The organism is Vibrio qingdaonensis, assembly GCF_026191675.1.
Classification (GTDB): domain Bacteria; phylum Pseudomonadota; class Gammaproteobacteria; order Enterobacterales; family Vibrionaceae; genus Vibrio; species Vibrio qingdaonensis.
This window is the reverse complement of the sequence record NZ_JAKRRY010000056.1, coordinates 1-17,618: the sequence shown is the minus strand read 5'-3', so window position 1 is coordinate 17,618 and position 17,618 is coordinate 1. Positions and strand designations below refer to the sequence as shown.

General features: G+C 43.8%; 17 protein-coding genes. 12 read left to right on the top strand and 5 right to left on the bottom strand.

The genetic code is table 11. The features are described 5' to 3' along the window. Positions 1 to 41: 41 nt before the first annotated feature. Positions 42 to 1,055, bottom strand: coding sequence for a class 1 fructose-bisphosphatase (gene fbp / locus MD535_RS23790; RefSeq protein WP_265677661.1), 1,014 nt, complete (start codon positions 1,053 to 1,055; stop codon positions 42 to 44). Between the two features lie 257 nt (positions 1,056 to 1,312). Here fbp and mpl point away from each other — a divergent pair, with 257 nt between their 5' ends. From mpl to thiQ, 5 genes are all read left to right on the top strand, one after another. Next, a complete protein-coding gene (gene mpl, locus MD535_RS23785) occupies positions 1,313 to 2,662 on the top strand; it encodes a UDP-N-acetylmuramate:L-alanyl-gamma-D-glutamyl-meso-diaminopimelate ligase (RefSeq protein WP_265677660.1) in 1,350 nt (449 codons plus the stop codon). Then, positions 2,662 to 3,282 carry a flavin prenyltransferase UbiX gene (locus MD535_RS23780; RefSeq protein ID WP_265677659.1) on the top strand — a complete coding sequence of 207 codons (621 nt, stop codon included), beginning with the start codon at positions 2,662 to 2,664 and terminating at the stop codon, positions 3,280 to 3,282. The genes mpl and MD535_RS23780 overlap by 1 nt, the downstream gene beginning before the upstream one ends. A 202-nt stretch (positions 3,283 to 3,484) precedes the next feature. Then, positions 3,485 to 4,453 (top strand): thiamine ABC transporter substrate binding subunit, encoded by a 969-nt coding sequence (thiB, locus tag MD535_RS23775; protein WP_390902973.1) that lies wholly within the window; start codon positions 3,485 to 3,487, stop codon positions 4,451 to 4,453. Positions 4,454 to 4,550: 97 nt separating this feature from the next. Then, the gene (thiP, locus tag MD535_RS23770) at positions 4,551 to 6,146 is read left to right on the top strand and encodes a thiamine/thiamine pyrophosphate ABC transporter permease (protein ID WP_265677657.1); all 1,596 of its coding nucleotides are present in this window, start codon (positions 4,551 to 4,553) and stop codon (positions 6,144 to 6,146) included. A gap of 5 nt (positions 6,147 to 6,151) precedes the next feature. Further along, on the top strand, positions 6,152 to 6,859 hold the full coding sequence (gene thiQ / locus MD535_RS23765) for a thiamine ABC transporter ATP-binding protein (protein ID WP_265677664.1): 708 nt from the start codon (positions 6,152 to 6,154) through the stop codon (positions 6,857 to 6,859). A 78-nt stretch (positions 6,860 to 6,937) separates the two neighbouring features. Here thiQ and yjgA read toward each other — a convergent pair whose 3' ends face one another. Beyond that, positions 6,938 to 7,498: a ribosome biogenesis factor YjgA gene (gene yjgA, locus MD535_RS23760; RefSeq protein ID WP_265677656.1), complete on the bottom strand. Its 561-nt coding sequence runs from the start codon at positions 7,496 to 7,498 to the stop codon at positions 6,938 to 6,940. A 118-nt stretch (positions 7,499 to 7,616) separates the two neighbouring features. Between yjgA and pmbA the strand changes: the two genes are divergently transcribed. Beyond that, positions 7,617 to 8,960, top strand: a complete 1,344-nt coding sequence (pmbA, locus tag MD535_RS23755) for a metalloprotease PmbA (RefSeq protein WP_265677663.1) — start codon at positions 7,617 to 7,619, stop codon at positions 8,958 to 8,960. A 139-nt stretch (positions 8,961 to 9,099) separates the two neighbouring features. Here pmbA and MD535_RS23750 read toward each other — a convergent pair whose 3' ends face one another. The 3 genes from MD535_RS23750 to MD535_RS23740 all read right to left on the bottom strand — a co-directional run bounded on the left by MD535_RS23750 (position 9,100) and on the right by MD535_RS23740 (position 10,879). Further along, positions 9,100 to 9,561, bottom strand: a complete 462-nt coding sequence (locus MD535_RS23750; protein WP_250619358.1) for a chemotaxis protein CheX — start codon at positions 9,559 to 9,561, stop codon at positions 9,100 to 9,102. A 12-nt stretch (positions 9,562 to 9,573) separates the two neighbouring features. Further along, the gene (gene zur, locus MD535_RS23745; protein WP_265677655.1) at positions 9,574 to 10,023 is read right to left on the bottom strand and encodes a zinc uptake transcriptional repressor Zur; all 450 of its coding nucleotides are present in this window, start codon (positions 10,021 to 10,023) and stop codon (positions 9,574 to 9,576) included. 688 nt (positions 10,024 to 10,711) lie between these two features. Next, positions 10,712 to 10,879, bottom strand: a complete 168-nt coding sequence (locus tag MD535_RS23740) for a hypothetical protein (protein WP_265677654.1) — start codon at positions 10,877 to 10,879, stop codon at positions 10,712 to 10,714. Positions 10,880 to 10,982: 103 nt separating this feature from the next. Between MD535_RS23740 and dusA the strand changes: the two genes are divergently transcribed. The 6 genes from dusA (at position 10,983) to MD535_RS23710 (ending at position 17,181) form a co-directional block, all read left to right on the top strand. Further along, positions 10,983 to 11,984 carry a tRNA dihydrouridine(20/20a) synthase DusA gene (dusA, locus tag MD535_RS23735; protein ID WP_265677662.1) on the top strand — a complete coding sequence of 334 codons (1,002 nt, stop codon included), beginning with the start codon at positions 10,983 to 10,985 and terminating at the stop codon, positions 11,982 to 11,984. 224 nt (positions 11,985 to 12,208) lie between these two features. Then, on the top strand, positions 12,209 to 12,418 hold the full coding sequence (locus tag MD535_RS23730; protein WP_265677653.1) for an envelope stress response protein PspG: 210 nt from the start codon (positions 12,209 to 12,211) through the stop codon (positions 12,416 to 12,418). A 100-nt stretch (positions 12,419 to 12,518) separates the two neighbouring features. Next, positions 12,519 to 12,749, top strand: a complete 231-nt coding sequence (locus MD535_RS23725) for a thymidylate kinase (RefSeq protein ID WP_265677652.1) — start codon at positions 12,519 to 12,521, stop codon at positions 12,747 to 12,749. A gap of 97 nt (positions 12,750 to 12,846) precedes the next feature. Then, positions 12,847 to 14,700, top strand: a complete 1,854-nt coding sequence (locus MD535_RS23720; protein ID WP_265677651.1) for an assimilatory sulfite reductase (NADPH) flavoprotein subunit — start codon at positions 12,847 to 12,849, stop codon at positions 14,698 to 14,700. Further along, positions 14,700 to 16,415, top strand: a complete 1,716-nt coding sequence (gene cysI / locus MD535_RS23715; RefSeq protein WP_265677650.1) for an assimilatory sulfite reductase (NADPH) hemoprotein subunit — start codon at positions 14,700 to 14,702, stop codon at positions 16,413 to 16,415. Before MD535_RS23720 ends, cysI begins: the two co-directional genes overlap by 1 nt. Further along, positions 16,408 to 17,181 (top strand): phosphoadenylyl-sulfate reductase, encoded by a 774-nt coding sequence (locus MD535_RS23710; RefSeq protein ID WP_265677649.1) that lies wholly within the window; start codon positions 16,408 to 16,410, stop codon positions 17,179 to 17,181. Before cysI ends, MD535_RS23710 begins: the two co-directional genes overlap by 8 nt. Positions 17,182 to 17,618: the final 437 nt, after the last annotated feature.

Below are 17,618 nucleotides of genomic sequence, written 5' to 3'. Positions count from 1 at the left end.
TCACTGAGAGGCACTTCTAATTTGTTTAATTTGTAGAAAAATTATTGCTCTGGGTATTCTTCCAAGAAAGATTCAACCTTTTCTACCATACGTTTTGAGCCTACAAAGAAAGGCACTCGTTGGTGAAGTTCTGTTGGCTTAATGTCCATAATACGCTGATTACCGTCAGAGGCTGTTCCGCCAGCTTGTTCCATAATGAAGGCCATTGGGTTGCACTCATACAGCAAACGAAGCTTTCCGCTCGGGTGGCTTTGCGTACTCGGGTACAGATAAATACCGCCTTTTAACAGGTTGCGGTGGAAATCTGATACCAAAGAACCGATATAGCGCGAAGTGTATGGGCGGTTTTCACTTGGCTCATTTTCTTGGCAGTACTTAATGTATTTTTTCACGCCCATAGGGAAGCGGATGTAGTTACCTTCGTTAATGGAGTAGATCGAACCATCTTCAGGAATCATCATGTTTTCATGGGATAGACAGAAGGTACCGATAGAGGGGTCGTAGGTGAAACCGTTGACGCCTTTGCCTGTGGTGTAAACCAGCATCGTTGAGGAACCATAGACAACATAACCAGCAGCGACTTGCTTATTGCCGGGTTGCAAAAAATCTTCTTGAGTTGGGGGCGTGCCAATTGGCGAGACGCGACGGTAGATGGAAAAAATGGTACCGACAGATACGTTTACATCGATGTTAGAAGAACCATCGAGAGGATCCATTAGAACGACATACTTTGCGTTCTTATTCAGTTCTTTATTAAAGGCTACGGCTTCATCTTCTTCTTCACTGGCAACGCCACATACTTGGTCACGAGCTTCAAGTGCTGCTTTAAATTTATCATTAGCGTAAAGATCCAGCTTTTGCTGTGCTTCACCTTGTACGTTCTCTGTACCTACTGCACCAGTGATATCGACAAGGCCTGCTTTATTAATTTCACGGTTTACAATTTTTGCTGCAAGTCGAATTGAAGAGATAAGGGATGATAAATCACCACTGGCATGAGGGAAGTCGTTTTGTTTCTCAACAATAAATTCGCCGAGGGTGCGCATTTCAGACATGGTCTTTCCTTTAATCTGCTAACTATTATCTTGGGGGAGAAGTGTGAGTGAACGAGTTGGGGGTATTCATCTACACACATGGAATATTGTAGGGGGCAGAACTTTTTAATGGTAATGAAGTAACCTTACAAACGGAGTGTTTGTATGATGAAAGTCACAAAATGCCGCGTAACTGTTAACTTCCTCGCTTTTATCGCGAGGTTTGGGTATATATAGCGAAAGCAAAAAGAAGCACAGTGAACAAAAGAGAACCCAACATGCATATTCATATTCTTGGCATTTGTGGCACCTTTATGGGTGGCGCTGCCGTTCTAGCTCAACAGTTAGGTCATCGAGTCACGGGTAGTGATGCTAACGTTTACCCCCCTATGAGCACACTTCTTGAGTCTCAGGGAATTGAAATTATTGAGGGCTTCGACCCTAGTCAGTTGGATCCAGCGCCAGATTTAGTTGTGATCGGTAATGCGATGAGTCGCGGTAATCCTTGTGTTGAGTATGTATTGAATCGAAATCTCAAATACACATCGGGCCCTCAATGGTTGCAAGAGTTCTTGCTTCACGATCGCTGGGTTATTGCTGTATCTGGAACTCATGGTAAAACCACCACGTCGAGCATGTTAAGTTGGATTTTAGAAGAGTGTGGCTATCAGCCTGGCTTTCTAGTCGGAGGCGTTCTAGGTAATTTTGGTCAGTCGGCGAGGCTAGGTGAATCGATGTTTTTTGTTGTCGAGGCCGATGAGTACGACAGCGCTTTCTTTGACAAGCGATCCAAGTTTGTTCATTACCACCCACGAACACTTATCATGAATAATCTTGAGTTTGATCATGCGGATATCTTTGATGATCTTGAGGCGATAAAGCGGCAGTTCCATCACTTGGTACGCACAGTGCCGGGAAATGGTCGAATTTTGGCTCCAGCAGGTGATAGCGCAATTCAAGATGTATTAGGACGAGGTTGTTGGAGTGAGGTCGAGCATACCGGAGCTTCAGCCGATTGGAATGCGGTTAAACAGCAGAAAGATGGGTCTCATTTTGATGTCTATTTGCATGGTAACAAAGTGGGGGAAGTGAAATGGGATTTGGTCGGTGACCATAACGTGGATAATGGACTGATGGCCATTGCTGGCGCTAGGCATGTCGGCGTGACGCCTGATCTTGCTTGTGCTGCGTTAGCTAAGTTCATTAATACCAAGCGCCGCCTTGAATTTAAGGGCGAGGTAAACCAGATCGAAATTTATGATGATTTTGCTCATCACCCAACCGCGATACAACTCACCCTTGAAGGGTTGAGGAATAAAGTGGGCGAAAAGCGTATTTTAGCGGTATTAGAGCCTCGTTCAGCCACGATGAAGCGAGGTGTTCATAAAGATAAACTTGCCGATTCTCTTCAGCATGCCGATGAGGTGTTTTTACTGCAACCGGATAACATTGACTGGTCTGTCAACGATATCGCCGCTAGCTGTTCTCAGCCGGTAGTCATTAGCAACAGTGTGGATGAGTTAGTCACGGCGATTCAATCTAAAGCTCAAGCTGGTGACCAAATTCTGGTAATGAGTAACGGTGGGTTTGGTGGTATTCATCAGAAACTATTAGAGAGATTGGCTTAATGAACGTAACCAACAAAGCTATCACGCTCGCGTTTACCGGTGCTTCTGGCGCACCTTATGGAATGAGGTTGTTGGAATGTCTTTTAGCGGCGGATTATACCGTGCACTTATTGATTTCTTCAGCGGCGCGAGTGGTGTTAGCAACAGAGCATGATATCAAATTGCCTAGTGGTCCTGATGCAGCACATAAGCAGCTGGTGGCGCGCCTTAATTGCGAATCAGATAAGCTTGTGGTGTGTGGCAAGGAGGATTGGTTTTCCCCTGTCGCATCGGGCTCGGCAGCGCCTAAGCAAATGATCATTTGCCCATGCTCTGCTGGTAGTGTAGCTGCTATTGCTCACGGCATGTCTGACAACCTTATTGAACGTGCTGCTGATGTGGTATTGAAAGAGCGTGGGCAGCTGTTGTTGGTCGTGCGTGAAACGCCGTTCTCGACATTGCATTTGGAGAATATGCATAAACTGTCCACCATGGGTGTAACGATTATGCCAGCAGCGCCTGGCTTTTATCATCAACCTAAGAGCATTGATGACTTGGTTGATTTTATTGTCGCGCGAGTACTCGATCACATGGGCATTGAGCAAACTTTGGTGCCGCGTTGGGGCTATGATCAGAGATAAAGGAATAGGGATGGTGAATGTGTGATGCAGCGGTTACAATTCATCATCAATGTTGTTATGAAGATTTTGCTACTGAAACGTTGCTACTGAAACGTTGCTACTGAAACGTTGCTACTGATACTTCGGTGCAAAGACTGTTTGGATGATAAAACAATAACTAAGGATAGAATTAGTGAACTACACCCGTTTATCTAAAGTAGCCATTGCTACTTCCCTTCTGGCGCTCGCACAAGTGGCAAGTGCTTCGACATTAACGGTTTATACCTATGACTCTTTTGCGTCAGACTGGGGGCCAGGGCCTGCGATTAAAAAAGCGTTCGAAGCTCAATGTGATTGTGAGTTGCAATTGGTGGCTTTGGATGATGGTGTGTCGATCCTGAATCGTTTACGCCTTGAAGGTGCCTCCTCAAAAGCGGATGTGGTGTTAGGTCTTGATAATAATTTAATGAGCGAAGCTAAAGCGTCAGGTCTACTCGCGAACCACAAGGTTGATACCGATAATTTAGTATTGCCCAATGGCTGGAGTGACGACGTGTTTGTCCCCTTCGATTACGGGTACTTTGCGTTTGTGTACAACAAAGACAAAGTAAAAACGCCACCTACCAGTCTTAAAGCGCTGATTGAAGATCGTGATGATCTTAGTGTGATTTACCAAGATCCAAGAACCTCGACGCCTGGGCAAGGTTTACTGTTATGGATGAAGTCTGTGTATGGCGATGACGCCAGTGCCGCGTGGCAGCAGTTAGCGAAAAAAACCGTTACCGTGACAAAAGGATGGTCTGAAGCGTATTCCATGTTTTTAGAAGGCGAGGCCGATTTGGTATTATCGTACACCACATCGCCAGCTTATCACCTAATCGCTGAGCAAGATGCTCGATTCGCTGCCGCTGACTTCGTGGAAGGGCACTATACCCAAGTCGAGGTCGCCGCGAAGGTTGCCAATACCAAAAACGACAAATTAGCCGATGAGTTTATGCAGTTTGTCGTGTCTGATGATTTTCAGTCTCAAATTCCAACAGGCAACTGGATGTATCCCGTTGTGGATCGTGAGCTACCTACAGGGTTTGAGGCACTTACTGTACCGAGTAAATCGCTGACCTTTACGCCAGATGAAGTCGCAAAAAACCGTAAAGCTTGGATTCGTGAGTGGCAGTCTGCGCTTATCCAATAGTCTTGGTGATTCAGTGATAGACTAAAGCCAAACTGGTTGAGTTAAACACTTTTATATAGCGGCCTATATTATTGGGCCGCTTTTTTTCGAGGTCTATGTGATACGTACACCAAAAACAGGCATTGTCATTGTCATCATCATCGCCAGTTATGTGGTGGCATCGCTTTGGACGTTGTTATCTTATTCATCGCTTGCCAATTTCAGTGATTTAATTACGGATAGCTACTATCTTCATGTCGCCAAATTTAGCCTCTATCAAGCCACTCTTTCTACAGGCTTGAGTGTTGGCTTGGCTTTGCCTGTTGCACATGCGCTGTCGCGTCGTCGATTTTTCGGCCGAAGTTTTCTTCTTAAAGTGTTTGGAACCACCCTTGTTCTCCCCGTTCTTGTTGGGGTGTTTGGTATTTTGTCCGTGTATGGCAATCAGGGAGTTCTCGCTCAGTTCTTAGCGTTATTTAACATTGAATTGCCTTTTTCCATTTACGGGTTAAATGGCATTTTAATTGCGCATGTGTTTTTTAACCTCCCCTTTGCCACTCGATTATTATTAATGACGATTGAGAGCGTTCCTAGTGAACAGCGTAGGCTGGCAAAACATTTGGGCATGGGAAGTTGGAATTGTTTTAAGTTTGTTGAATGGCCAAGACTTAAGCAACATCTACCTCATGTTGTGGGGCTCGTTTTCATGCTTTGCTTTACCAGTTTCGCGACGGTCATGGCATTGGGAGGAGGACCGAAAGCGACGACGATTGAGCTGGCTATCTATCAAGCGATTAAGTTCGACTTTGATTTGCAAGTTGGGGCGGTATTGGCAATGTGGCAAATGGCTATTTGCTCCGTATTGGTCTTGCTTGTAGGACGCTTTAGTAAAGTATTGGAGGGGGCGAGCACTTTTTGTCATGCCGCGCCGATTCAATCATCAGATACCTGGAATAAGCGGCTTTGGGATGCTTTTTGGATCATCGCAAGTCTATTGCTTGTCATACCGCCTTTATTGATGGTGGTCCTTAGTGGATTGAATCACAAAGCCTATACGGTATTAACGGATGCGATATTTTGGCAGTCGTTATTTTCGTCTTTGCAAGTGGCGATGTTCTCCGCGGTGATTGCTTTGATTGTGGGCGTCTTGATAGTGAGTTCCACGCGAATGTTGCGGCTGAAAGAGCGCTCCCGCCTTGCCGATAAAATGGAATTGGTTGGTACAGTGATACTGGTGACACCTGCACTAGTACTGAGCACGGCAACATTCTTGATGTTGCGTGGTATGACGGATGTATTTAGTTTGGCCGTGGTGATTGTTGTCATGGTTAACGCGTTAATGGCTCTGCCGTTTGTGATTAAAACGCTCAGTCAGCCCATGCTTCAATTGGCAACCCAGTATCATCTACTTTGGCAGAGTCTTGGTATCTTAGGGATTGCGCGATTCTTTAGTATGGAGTGGCGAGCGTTAAGAGCGCCATTGCTGCATGCATTTTCAATGAGTTTTATCCTTTCGTTAGGGGATTTAACCGTGATTGCATTGTTTGGTAGTCAAGATTTTAAAACGCTTCCCTTGTACCTTTATCAACTCTTGGGAAGTTATCAAATGCAGGCCGCTGCGGTGGTTTCATTGGTGTTATTTACGATAAGTATTGGGATGTTCGCACTGACCGATCGCCTAGTAGTGAAAAATAGACATCGGGAGTCGCAATAAACATGATGCTGGAATTAAAGCAAACAAGATATCGCTATCATCAAGAATGGTTTGAGTTCACCTTAGGGGTCAAACAAGGCGAAATATTGTCATTAATTGGGCCAAGTGGTGCGGGTAAATCAACATTACTGGCAATGGTGTCTGGCTTTTGCGAACCGGAATCCGGTGAGATCCTTATCGGAGGGCAGTCAATGTTGCCATTGGAGCCTCATCAGCGACCGCTGGCGATGCTATTTCAAGATAATAACCTTTTTGAGCATCTTACCGTTCAAGACAATATTGTTCTTGGTATTCACCCTTCACTTAAACGAACGCCTGAAGTCCTGAAGAAAGTAAAGGAAGCGGCAAGCAAAGTGGGGTTACAAGACTACTTATCTCGCTTACCTTCAGAGCTATCTGGGGGGCAGAAGCAACGGGTAGCCTTAGCTCGGTGTTTTGTTCAATCTCGGCCATTGTGGCTATTAGATGAACCTTTTTCTGCGCTCGATCCATTGTTGAGGAAAGAGATGCTGTCGGTGGTAAAAAATCTGGCTGAGGACAATGCTATTACGGTTGTCATGGTGACGCATCACTTGAATGACGCAAAGGCAATTGCTCATCGTTTTGCTTATCTTTCTAAGGGGAGTATTTCGGTGGTGGGTAACATTGAGGCATTGAACAGTCATCATGACCACGCTGAGTTGGCCAAATTTGTTCTTGCGGCTCAGCATTAAAATCGGCGATGTGGTGCGGTGATAAAAAGAGTGAAGAAAGCAGTGAGAGCGAGTTCGCTCTCACTGCTTAAATTGACTCTAGCTGTTTTGGTCTTGTTCTTGTGCTAGCGCTTCTTCTTTTGCTTCTTCTTCCGCTTTTAGCATTTGGAAAATTTCACGAAACGCTTTAGCTGGCTTAGAGGCTGATTTCTCTTTCTTCGCTTGACGAGCAAGTTGGCGCAAGCGTTGGCGGTCAAGGTCTGGATACGAGTCTAAGGCTTCCGCAATCGCTGAATCGCCTTCTTCTACAATCTTGTCCCTTAGCTCTTCCAACTTATGCAATGCTGCTGTTTGTTGAGAGTGCTTATTGCGGATTTTATCCAGTGCGGCTTGAATAGGCTCCGGATCAACATTACGCATGACTTTGCCAATGTATTGTAACTGTCGACGGCGTGCTTCATTTTTAAAACGTTGCGCGTCTTTGATTGCGTCTCTTAGGTCATCGCTCAGCGGGAATTTCGCCAACACGGAAGGTTTTAACCCGACAAGCTCTTCGCCTAGTTTTTGTAACGCTTCCATGTCGTTTTTCATTTCGGTTCGACTTACCCAAATGATTTCTTCTTCTTCTTCCCACGGTGCTTTCTGATTTTTGCGAGCCATGTTTTCTGCCTATATCACTATCTCGTTACGAATATTGCCTATTTTAGCAAGAAATCTGGGGAGAAAGCGAAAAGCTTGTTATTCTAGGCAAAGATAATTGATAAAAGTTAGATGGATTATGGACGTAAGAGAGCAAGTCGCTCAGCAGCAAGCTGAGCTGGAAGCCGCGGTAGCAAAAGCTTTGGACATGGCATCTGTGAGTGCCGACGCCGCGGAAGTCGCCATTACAAAAAGTACCGGACTAAGCGTCTCAACACGTATGTGCGAAGTGGAAAACGTTGAGTTTAACAGTGATGGTGCTCTTGGCATCACGGTATACCGAGGTCAGCGCAAAGGTAGTGCCTCGACATCAGATCTGAGTGAAAAAGCCATTGCGCAGACTGTTGCTGCAGCACTGGATATTGCACAATATACGTCAGAAGATCCGTTTGCAGGACCTGCACCGAAAGAGTTGATGGTCTCAAATATTCCAGACCTTGATCTTTTCCATCCTGATGAACCGAATCCTGATGTTGCAGCACAGCGAGCCATTGAAGCAGAAAAAGCGGCATTATCTTACAGTGATAAGATTAAGCAAAGCGACGGCGCGAGTTATGACAGTCATTATGGCGTTAAGGTCTATGGCAATAGTCACGGCTTGCTTGCTGGCTATGCGTCTAGCCGCCACAGTATCAGCTGTAGCGTGATCGGTCAGGGTAAAAATGGTGATATGGAGCGTGATTATAGCTACACGCTTGCCCGCCACATTGATGATCTTTGGTCTCCAGAGCGAGTTGGCAAAGAAGCGGCATCCAAAACCATTCAAAGATTAGACCCTCAGAAAATAAAAACCGGAAAGTACCCCGTGTTATTTGCCAATGATGTGGCAACCGGCTTGATGGGCCATCTAGTCATGGCGATTAGTGGTGGAAATCTATATCGAAAATCGTCATTTTTACTTGATAAACTGGGTGAGACAATTTTACCTGAGTGGTTTCAAGTTGAAGAAAAACCACATGTGCTTCGCGGTTTAGCGTCTAGCCCATTCGATAGTGAAGGGGTGTTTACTCAAGACCTAGAAATTATTAAAGATGGGAAACTGGCAACGTATTTGTTAACCAGTTATGCGGCGCGCAAAATGAATATGACACCAACTGGCCATGCTGGCGGTATTCATAACTGGTATGTCAAAAATACCGGACAAGATTTTGAAGCGATGCTGAAAACCCTCGGCACTGGTTTGTTAGTCACAGAAGTTATGGGGCAGGGAGTCAATACTGTCACGGGTGATTACTCACGCGGGGCTGCTGGATTCTGGGTTGAAAATGGAGAGATCCAATACCCTGTATCTGAAATTACGGTCGCTTCTAATTTGGAGACGATGTTTAAAAACATTGTTGCTGTTGGTAGTGACGTTGAAACCCGCTCGCAGATTCAAACCGGTTCAATCTTGATTGAGTCAATGAAAGTTGCGGGAGATTAAGCTCTTAATCGCTTATACGGTTAACTCGCTTAATAAGGAAAATGCCAGTCACATCTAAGGACTGGCATTTTTTATGGTTGGGCAAAGTGGTGTTTATTCGACAAGATTCCGCGAAAGATGGTGTCTTCGAAAGGAATGACTATTCGAAACAAATTTCAATAAATGCGTTACCCCATTCTGAGGTAAATGGCATGATGATGATGGCACCATCACACTTGTGTCGAATGGTATGCCCTTTCCCTGAAACAACCACAGGGGTGGCCATGTCAAAATCGAAGCCTTTCTCTGCAAGGATACGTTTTGCTCCGCCAGTGACCATGTTGGTGATTTCACCGACCATATCGGTCACTTCTTCATTTAAACCATGAGGGCGTTCGCCCAACATTTTTTGCATGATTTCCAATGCCAACCCTTCTTCAAAGGTAATAGACATGGATCCGCGAGATTGCGTTCCTACCATTCCAATAAGGCCGGACACGTCTCCACGTGCTACCTCATCTTTTTTAATTCTGGGTTTTAATGGCTTTATCTCCATTGAAGCCATTGTTTTTAGCACATTCATGAGTGAGGCTAAAAACGGGTTTACAAATTCAGCGCGCATAACTTCTTCTATCTAAGTGTGATCTTCCAATGACGAACACGTCTGACAAGTACCATGAGATTCTATAACGTGGTTGGAATATTGAAAGCCATATTTATCAACGTTGCTATTCAACAAGGCTATCAGATTATCATCTTGTAGTTCAACGACATTGCCGCATTTGTCACAAATCAGAAGATGAGAAAAATGCTTATGTTCGCCAAATGAACAGCATGAGACAAAGCTGTTTGTCGATTCCACGCGATGGATAAACCCTTGCTCCAATAAAAAATCAAGAGCGCGATATACGGTTGGCGGTTTGGCTTTAGGTTCACTGGCCTTTAATTGCTCCAGTAGCTCATAAGCACTTGATGCCTTTTTATTTTCACAAATTAGAACAAAAACACTGCGACGTTGTGGCGTTAAGCGAACACCACGAGTGGCACAAATATCTTCGACTTGTTGGATTAACTGTTGATTCACATGACCACCTACCTAAGCGATATCCCTACATCTTATACTATTTCCCTACTCAGATCGTTATTGTCGTGTGGGGAACGACAGATAGATTCATGGATTGCGATGCTTCGATCACATAGATTATTGGTCAACTTCGAGGTGAGATCAAAAGTCATACTTTGAGTCGACTAATTCTGAAGAGATATTTAACGACTTATGTACAGCTCTATAAGTAAAAGGATCATCATAGGCCAAATACTCCTATTGCTAAGTGTATAGGCTACTTTCTTTGAGAGTGACGCTTGGTTTTTTGTGTTTTTTATTTATATTTTTCAATGTGTTATGTTTTCTTTTGGGGCTTGGGAACCCAAGCTGGTTTTATTGGATAGTGGTGAGCGAAGAGTCGTTGTACAGGTTGGGCAGTAAAAAGAACATGGCAACCCTTCCTTGTATTAAGCAAAGAAGGGTTAGATATAAAGAGGGGGATGAAGCTATCAGCACAGCTGTAAATCAGCTTAACAGAGAAAAAGACAATACAGGCTTCGAGTAGTGCTATTGTTGGAGCTTAGTTGCCAGTCATTAAGCCTATCGATGACATGGCATTAAATACGGCACAGTCCTATTCAGCAAATCAGTTAAATCCTTAGCAGTCATGAATTTATTAAGGGTAGTGTTTCGAGGGAGGGTTTCAAGCGGGTTGATACCAGACACCTCAGCTGTGATTGCGCTTCTGAGGGCGTAGGTTGTCGTCAGCTCTTTCTTTTTGAAAGTTCTTAATTCTCTGTGTATTATTGCCTGCTTTTTCTTCACGATGATGGTTGCCTTGTAGCGGAATTCCCCGTTCTGTCGCGACCGTTTTTTTCATTGATAGAGAAAGCATTCCGTTGTCCTCTTACCTTACGGGGACTATGGGACTAATTTAGGCAAAGTACCCATGATATTCAAAGCGGATTTGAGTGGTTAAAAACTTAGGTAAAACAATGATGAAGCCAGACAACACAAGCGATTTCCATTCAAGCCGACTTTCCATTGCGCCCATGCTCGATTGGACGGATAGGCATTGTCGTTATTTCCATCGTTTGCTTTCTTCGCAAGCTTTGCTGTATACCGAGATGATCACAACAGGTGCCATTATCCACGGTAAAGGGGATTTCTTAACTTACAGCGAGGAAGAGCATCCCGTCGCGTTGCAGTTAGGTGGTTCAAATCCAACAGACTTAGCGACTTGCGCTAAGCTTGCCCAAGAGCGCGGTTATGATGAAATTAACCTTAACGTTGGTTGCCCATCTGATAGGGTACAGAACGGCCGTTTTGGTGCTTGCCTTATGGGAGAGCCTGAACTGGTTGCGGAATGTATTGCTGAAATGAAAGCGGTTGTGTCGATTCCTGTTACGGTAAAGACACGTATTGGCATTGACGATCAGGATTCTTATGAGTTTCTGACGCGCTTTGTTTCTATCGTTTCAGAGCAAGGTGGTTGTCAAGACTTTACTATCCATGCTCGTAAGGCGTGGTTGAGTGGATTAAGTCCAAAAGAGAACCGTGAAATCCCACCCCTTGATTACCCTCGAGCTTATCAAATTAAAAAGGATTTTCCGCATTTGCAAATTGGAGTAAATGGCGGCGTTAAAACATTAGATGAGTCTTTAGAGCACTTAGCACACCTTGATGGAGTGATGATTGGTAGAGAAGCGTATCAAAACCCTTATTTACTTGCTGAAGTTGACCAAAAGATCTTTGGTTTAGACTTGCCAGTGAAAAAGCGTAGTCAGGTTGTAGAAGAGATGTACCCTTACATTGAAAAGCAATTGGCTAATGGTTCTAATTTGGGGCATATCAGCCGACATATGATTGGGTTATTTCAAGCAATGCCTGGCGGTAGGCAGTGGCGTCGTTATATTAGTGAAAATGCTCATAAGAAAGGCGCTGGGGTTGAAGTGATTCAAACTGCGCTGACTAAGATTCCCAAAGAGCTCGACGTCTAAATTTACCAATGTGATGGTAAAAAATACCAACTCCAGCTAGCGTCGACGTTAGTTGGAGTTTTTTTGTTTTATAGATACTTAAAAATCAACAAGTTAAAAGTTGGAATGGTTTGTGCTAGTAATTTATCTATTAGAACAATGGTTCATTAGCAATAGGCGAATTTATACACCTTAGCTTGAGCGACTGTGTCTTTGTTGTTTGGTTAGTGCCGAGAGGAGGCAATATGTTTGAACTGATTTTTGTTATGGTATTTATTGGCATGTTGGTTATGACTGGTGTGACGTTTGTTACGGTCACTTTAGCCATAGTGGCGTCTTTTGCTGTTATGTTTGTGTTAGGGATGATGGGGGTGGTTATCCAGTTGCTGCCGTGGATTGTTGCTTTTGTCATAGCTATATGGGTGTATCATCGATTTATAGCGCGAGAGGGCTAACATATTTGCAACAACTAAACGAGCGAACGCGTCGTCACTTGCTATAGTTATACTAATCAACCTGCGCAGATAGGGCGAGCAGTATACTTAGGGAGTGATTATGACAATAACCGAATTGAAGTACCTTTATCATCAGGACTTGTTGGCTGAAGCGATCATCGAACCGTCTGAACTGGATGGTGGATGGGTGGTGGAATTTCGCCACAAACAAGGGGGATTCCTTATGTTAACGGACATTCATGGTGCTGAATGTCAGTATGTTGACCTCGATAAAGCGTCCAAGTCAGCTCTTGCCGTTGGCTTCTCTCAGGTTCGTATTGAAGCTAAGTAACCCACCTTAAAACCTTTCCTTTCTTCCAAAAAGTTATAAAACATTCATATCTATTCTTTCTTGTTATTAAAATGGTTGGTTAATCTATCGTCACGCAATGATTAGGGATGTCGTGACTATGTCATCAAATGGAAATACACAACAACAATTACCGGGTTTAGCTGCTCCTATTAATGATCAGCAGTTATCTCAACTACAGCAAGCATCAACCGCTTTATCTTCTAACCAATTAGCCTGGGTAAGTGGGTACTTTTGGGGATTAAGCCAATCTCAAAACTCAGCACAATTGACCCCTGTCGCCAGTGCCGTGACTTCTGCCGTTGCTGCTGCCCCCGCGGGTAAGCTGACTATTATTTACGCCTCTCAAACTGGTAATGCTAAAGGTGTAGCGGAAGCGCTTGAGCAAGAAGCTTCTGCTCACGGTATTTCCGCACAGTTGTTCGATGCAAGTGACTATAAAGGTAAAAACTTAGCGAAAGAAACCCACGTTATTTTTGTTGCGTCGACGAATGGTGAAGGCGAAGCACCAGACAATGCGATTGAATTACATGAGTTTCTGCAGTCTAAAAAAGTCCCTAAACTCACCAATCTAAAATTTGGTGTGATTGGCCTTGGTGACTCAAGCTACGAGTTTTTCTGTCAAACCGGTAAGGATTTTGATGCATTCTTAACGAAGCAAGGCGCAACTCCATTCATCGAAAGGTTGGATTGTGATGTCGACTACGACGTTTCAGCAGCAGAATGGCGCCTTAAAGCGCTTGAAGTGATCAAAGATGATTTATCGTCTCAACCAGCAGATGTTGTGACGTTACCTGTCGCAACGGCAGGCGCTGCGTCGTCGTATACCAAGCAGAACCCTTATACTGCGACACTGTTAACAAGCCAAAAAATAACCGGGCGTGATTCAGGTAAAGATGTTCGTCACATTGAAATTGATTTAGAAGACTCTGGGCTGACCTACCAAGCGGGGGATGCACTGGGTGTTTGGTTTGAAAACAGTAGCGAGCTGGTGGATGCGATTCTTGCACAGACCAATCTATCTGGCATTGAAAGTGTCGATGTTGATGGTGAAAGTGTTTCATTGCGTACAGCGTTAATTAAGAACTACGAAGTGACAGCGTCAAATCCGCAGCTTATTACCAAATATGCCGAGTTATCAGGTAGTAAAAAACTGCTGAAATTAGTCGAGAATAAAGATCAGCTAAGAGAGTATTCAGCTGAAACTCAAGTGATTGATGTACTCAAAGAGAAGAAAACCAAACTCGAGGCCACATCGCTTCTATCTATACTGCGTCGTCTAACACCACGTTTATACTCGATAGCGTCAAGCCAATCAGAAGTGGATGAAGAAGTTCACTTGACAGTGGCGCTGGTAGAATATGACAAAGGTGAAGAAACACGATATGGCGGGGCTTCTTACCATTTAGCTAAAGGGTTAGAAGAAGGTGGAGAGGTTAAAGTCTTTGTTGAACATAACAAGCAATTTAAGCTCCCTGAAGATAACGACACGCCTATTATTATGGTCGGGCCGGGTACGGGTATTGCTCCATTCCGGAGCTTTATTCAAGAGCGTGAGAGTAGAGAGGCTAAAGGTAAAAATTGGCTGTTTTTTGGTGACAGGACGTTTACTCAAGATTTCTTATATCAAGTAGAGTGGCAAAAGTACCTCAAGTCCGGTGTATTAGATCGTTTAGATGTTGCGTTTAGTCGTGATCAGCATGAAAAAGTTTACGTTCAACATCGTCTACTAGAGCAAGGTGAACGAGTTTGGCAATGGTTGCAGGAAGGGGCGCATATTTATGTGTGTGGTGATGCAACGCATATGGCAAAAGATGTGAATGCAGCATTAGTTGAAATTACCAAGCAATATGGTGGTAAAGATTCAGCTGATGCAGAGGAATACATAAACGAGTTAAGAAAAGCAAAACGTTATCAAAAGGATGTATACTAATGAGCAAACAAGAAGTCTTAGGCCAAGTGTTGGGCCCATTAGCTGATAACGAACGCTTGAAGCGAGAGAGTAATCACCTCCGAGGTACGATTGAATCGGATTTAAGCGATCAAATCACTGGTGGGTTTACCGCTGATAACTTTCAATTGATTCGATTTCACGGTATGTACCAGCAGGATGACCGTGATATTCGAAATGAACGCACCAAGCAAAAGTTAGAACCTCTACACAACGTAATGTTACGAGCGCGTATGCCGGGAGGGATCATTTCGCCTAAACAATGGTTAGCGATCGATAAGTTTGCTTCAGACCATAGTCTCTACGGCAGCATTCGTTTAACGACACGTCAAACGTTTCAGTTTCATGGTGTATTGAAACCTAATATTAAACTAATGCACCAGACGTTGAATAGTATTGGTATTGATTCCATTGCAACGGCTGGTGATGTTAACCGAAATGTCTTGTGTACGACGAACCCAGTTGAATCTGAGCTTCATCAAGAAGCTTACGAGTGGGCAAAAAAAATCAGTGAGCACTTATTACCAAAGACTCGAGCTTATGCAGAAATTTGGTTAGATGGTGAGAAAATCGAGACAACCGAAGAAGAACCCATCCTTGGTAGTAACTATTTACCAAGGAAATTCAAAACAACCGTTGTAATCCCTCCACAAAATGATGTGGACGTCCACGCCAATGATCTCAACTTTGTCGCCATCGCAGACGCTGGCAAGCTTATTGGCTTTAATGTTCTCGTCGGTGGTGGTTTGGCCATGACGCATGGTGACCTGTCGACATACCCACGACGTGCTGATGACTTTGGTTTTGTCCCACTGGCAAATACGTTAGATGTTGCAGCCGCGGTGGTAACGACTCAGCGTGACTGGGGCAATCGTTCTAACCGTAAAAATGCGAAAACCAAATATACATTAGATCGCGTAGGGATAGATGTATTTAAAGCTGAAGTCGAAAAGCGAGCTGGTATCGTTTTCTCTAAGAGTCGACCATATGAATTTACAGAACGTGGTGATCGTATTGGATGGGTTGAAGGAATAGACGGTAAACACCACTTAGCTTTATTTATAGAAAATGGTCGCTTGCTCGATTACCCAGGAAAACCGTTGAAGACTGGTGTCGCTGAAATTGCCAAAATACATAAAGGTGATTTCAGAATGACGGCAAATCAGAACTTGATAGTGGCAGGAGTAAGTAAAACGCAGAAAGCCAAAATTGAAAAGATAGCGCGTGCACATGGCTTAATGGATGATCTGGTAAGTGAGCAGCGTAAAGACTCAATGGCATGTGTAGCATTTCCTACCTGTCCTTTAGCAATGGCGGAAGCCGAACGTTTTCTTCCATCATTTGTTACTGAGGTTGAAGACCTGCTAGCGAAACATCAAATACCTAAAGAAGAGAGCATTATCTTACGTATTACTGGCTGCCCTAATGGATGTGGACGAGCAATGTTGGCGGAAGTGGGTTTAGTGGGCAAAGCGCCTGGTCGTTATAACCTTCATCTCGGTGGTAATAAAGCAGGAACCCGTGTGCCTAAGATGTATAAAGAGAACATTACTGATAAGCAAATCTTGCAGGAGCTGGATAGTTTGATTGGAGAGTGGGCTCAAAAACGTACCAACAAAGAAGCATTTGGTGACTTTGTAATAAGAACTGGCGTGATCGAGGAAGTCAAAGTATCAAAGAGGGATTTCTATGCTTAAATTTGAAGAGGGCTATAAACTAGAAACATTATTGTCTTTGACCAAGACCGAGCAAATCCTCAAGTTGGCCGAACTAAACGGACATTTAGAGTCGTTAAGTGCAGAGCAACGTATCGCCTGGGCATTCGAAAACTTACCTGGACAGCACGTTCTTAGTTCTAGCTTTGGTATGCAAGCAGCGGTGATGCTTCACTTAGTAAGCCAGGTTAGAGATGATGTACCAGTGATACTCACCGATACAGGGTACCTGTTTCCTGAGACATACCAATTTATTGATCAACTTACTCAGCAACTAGACCTGAATGTACACATATATAGTGCAAAACTGAGCCCTAACTGGCAAGAAGCAAGATACGGTAAGTTGTGGGAGCAGGGTATAGAGGGGATTAAACAATATAACCTCATTAATAAAGTAGAACCAATGAAGCGTGCGCTTGAAGATCTTAAGGTCAAAACTTGGTTCTCAGGTTTAAGAAGGGAGCAAGCGGAGAGCCGTTCGAGTTTGCCTGTATTAGCTATTCAAAATGGTCGCTTTAAATTTCTTCCTATTATCGATTGGTCTAATCAACAGATAGAAGACTATCTTCATTTGCACGGGCTGAGTTATCACCCTCTTAAAGAAGAAGGCTATTTGTCTATTGGTGATACGCATACAACTCAAAAGTGGGTGCCGGGTATGAAAGAAGAAGAGACGCGGTTTAATGGTTTAAAACGAGAATGTGGACTACATGAAGAAGATGATGAACAAGATGGCTCTGGAATCTAACGATTAAGATACAAAAAAGAGGGCGAAAGCTCTCTTTTTTTAATAAATCTGTGGATAACCTGTATTTGAATTGAGGGTAAAGTGGGATAAATAAGCCTTTGGGTTGGTTTTTAATAAAAAACCGTTATTTTTGCAATTTATTCAAAAAAACGCTTGCCAATGTGACTCTGATCTCTATAATGCGTCCTCACTGACACGGCAGAGCCCATAAGGGTTCACGGCAGTGTTCAGTAAGGCTTCTAGCCAAAAGAGAGTTCGAGATTTGTTTTTGAAATAAGTAAAAAATAAATCAATAAAGTGTTTGACACGAAAGAATATCTCGCTAGAATGGCCGCCTCTTCAAACGGAAAGCCAAGCGCTGACCAAGTGAAGAAATGTTCTTTAAAAATTTAGACCTATATCAATCTGTGTGGACACTTGTTGATGATAATCATTAT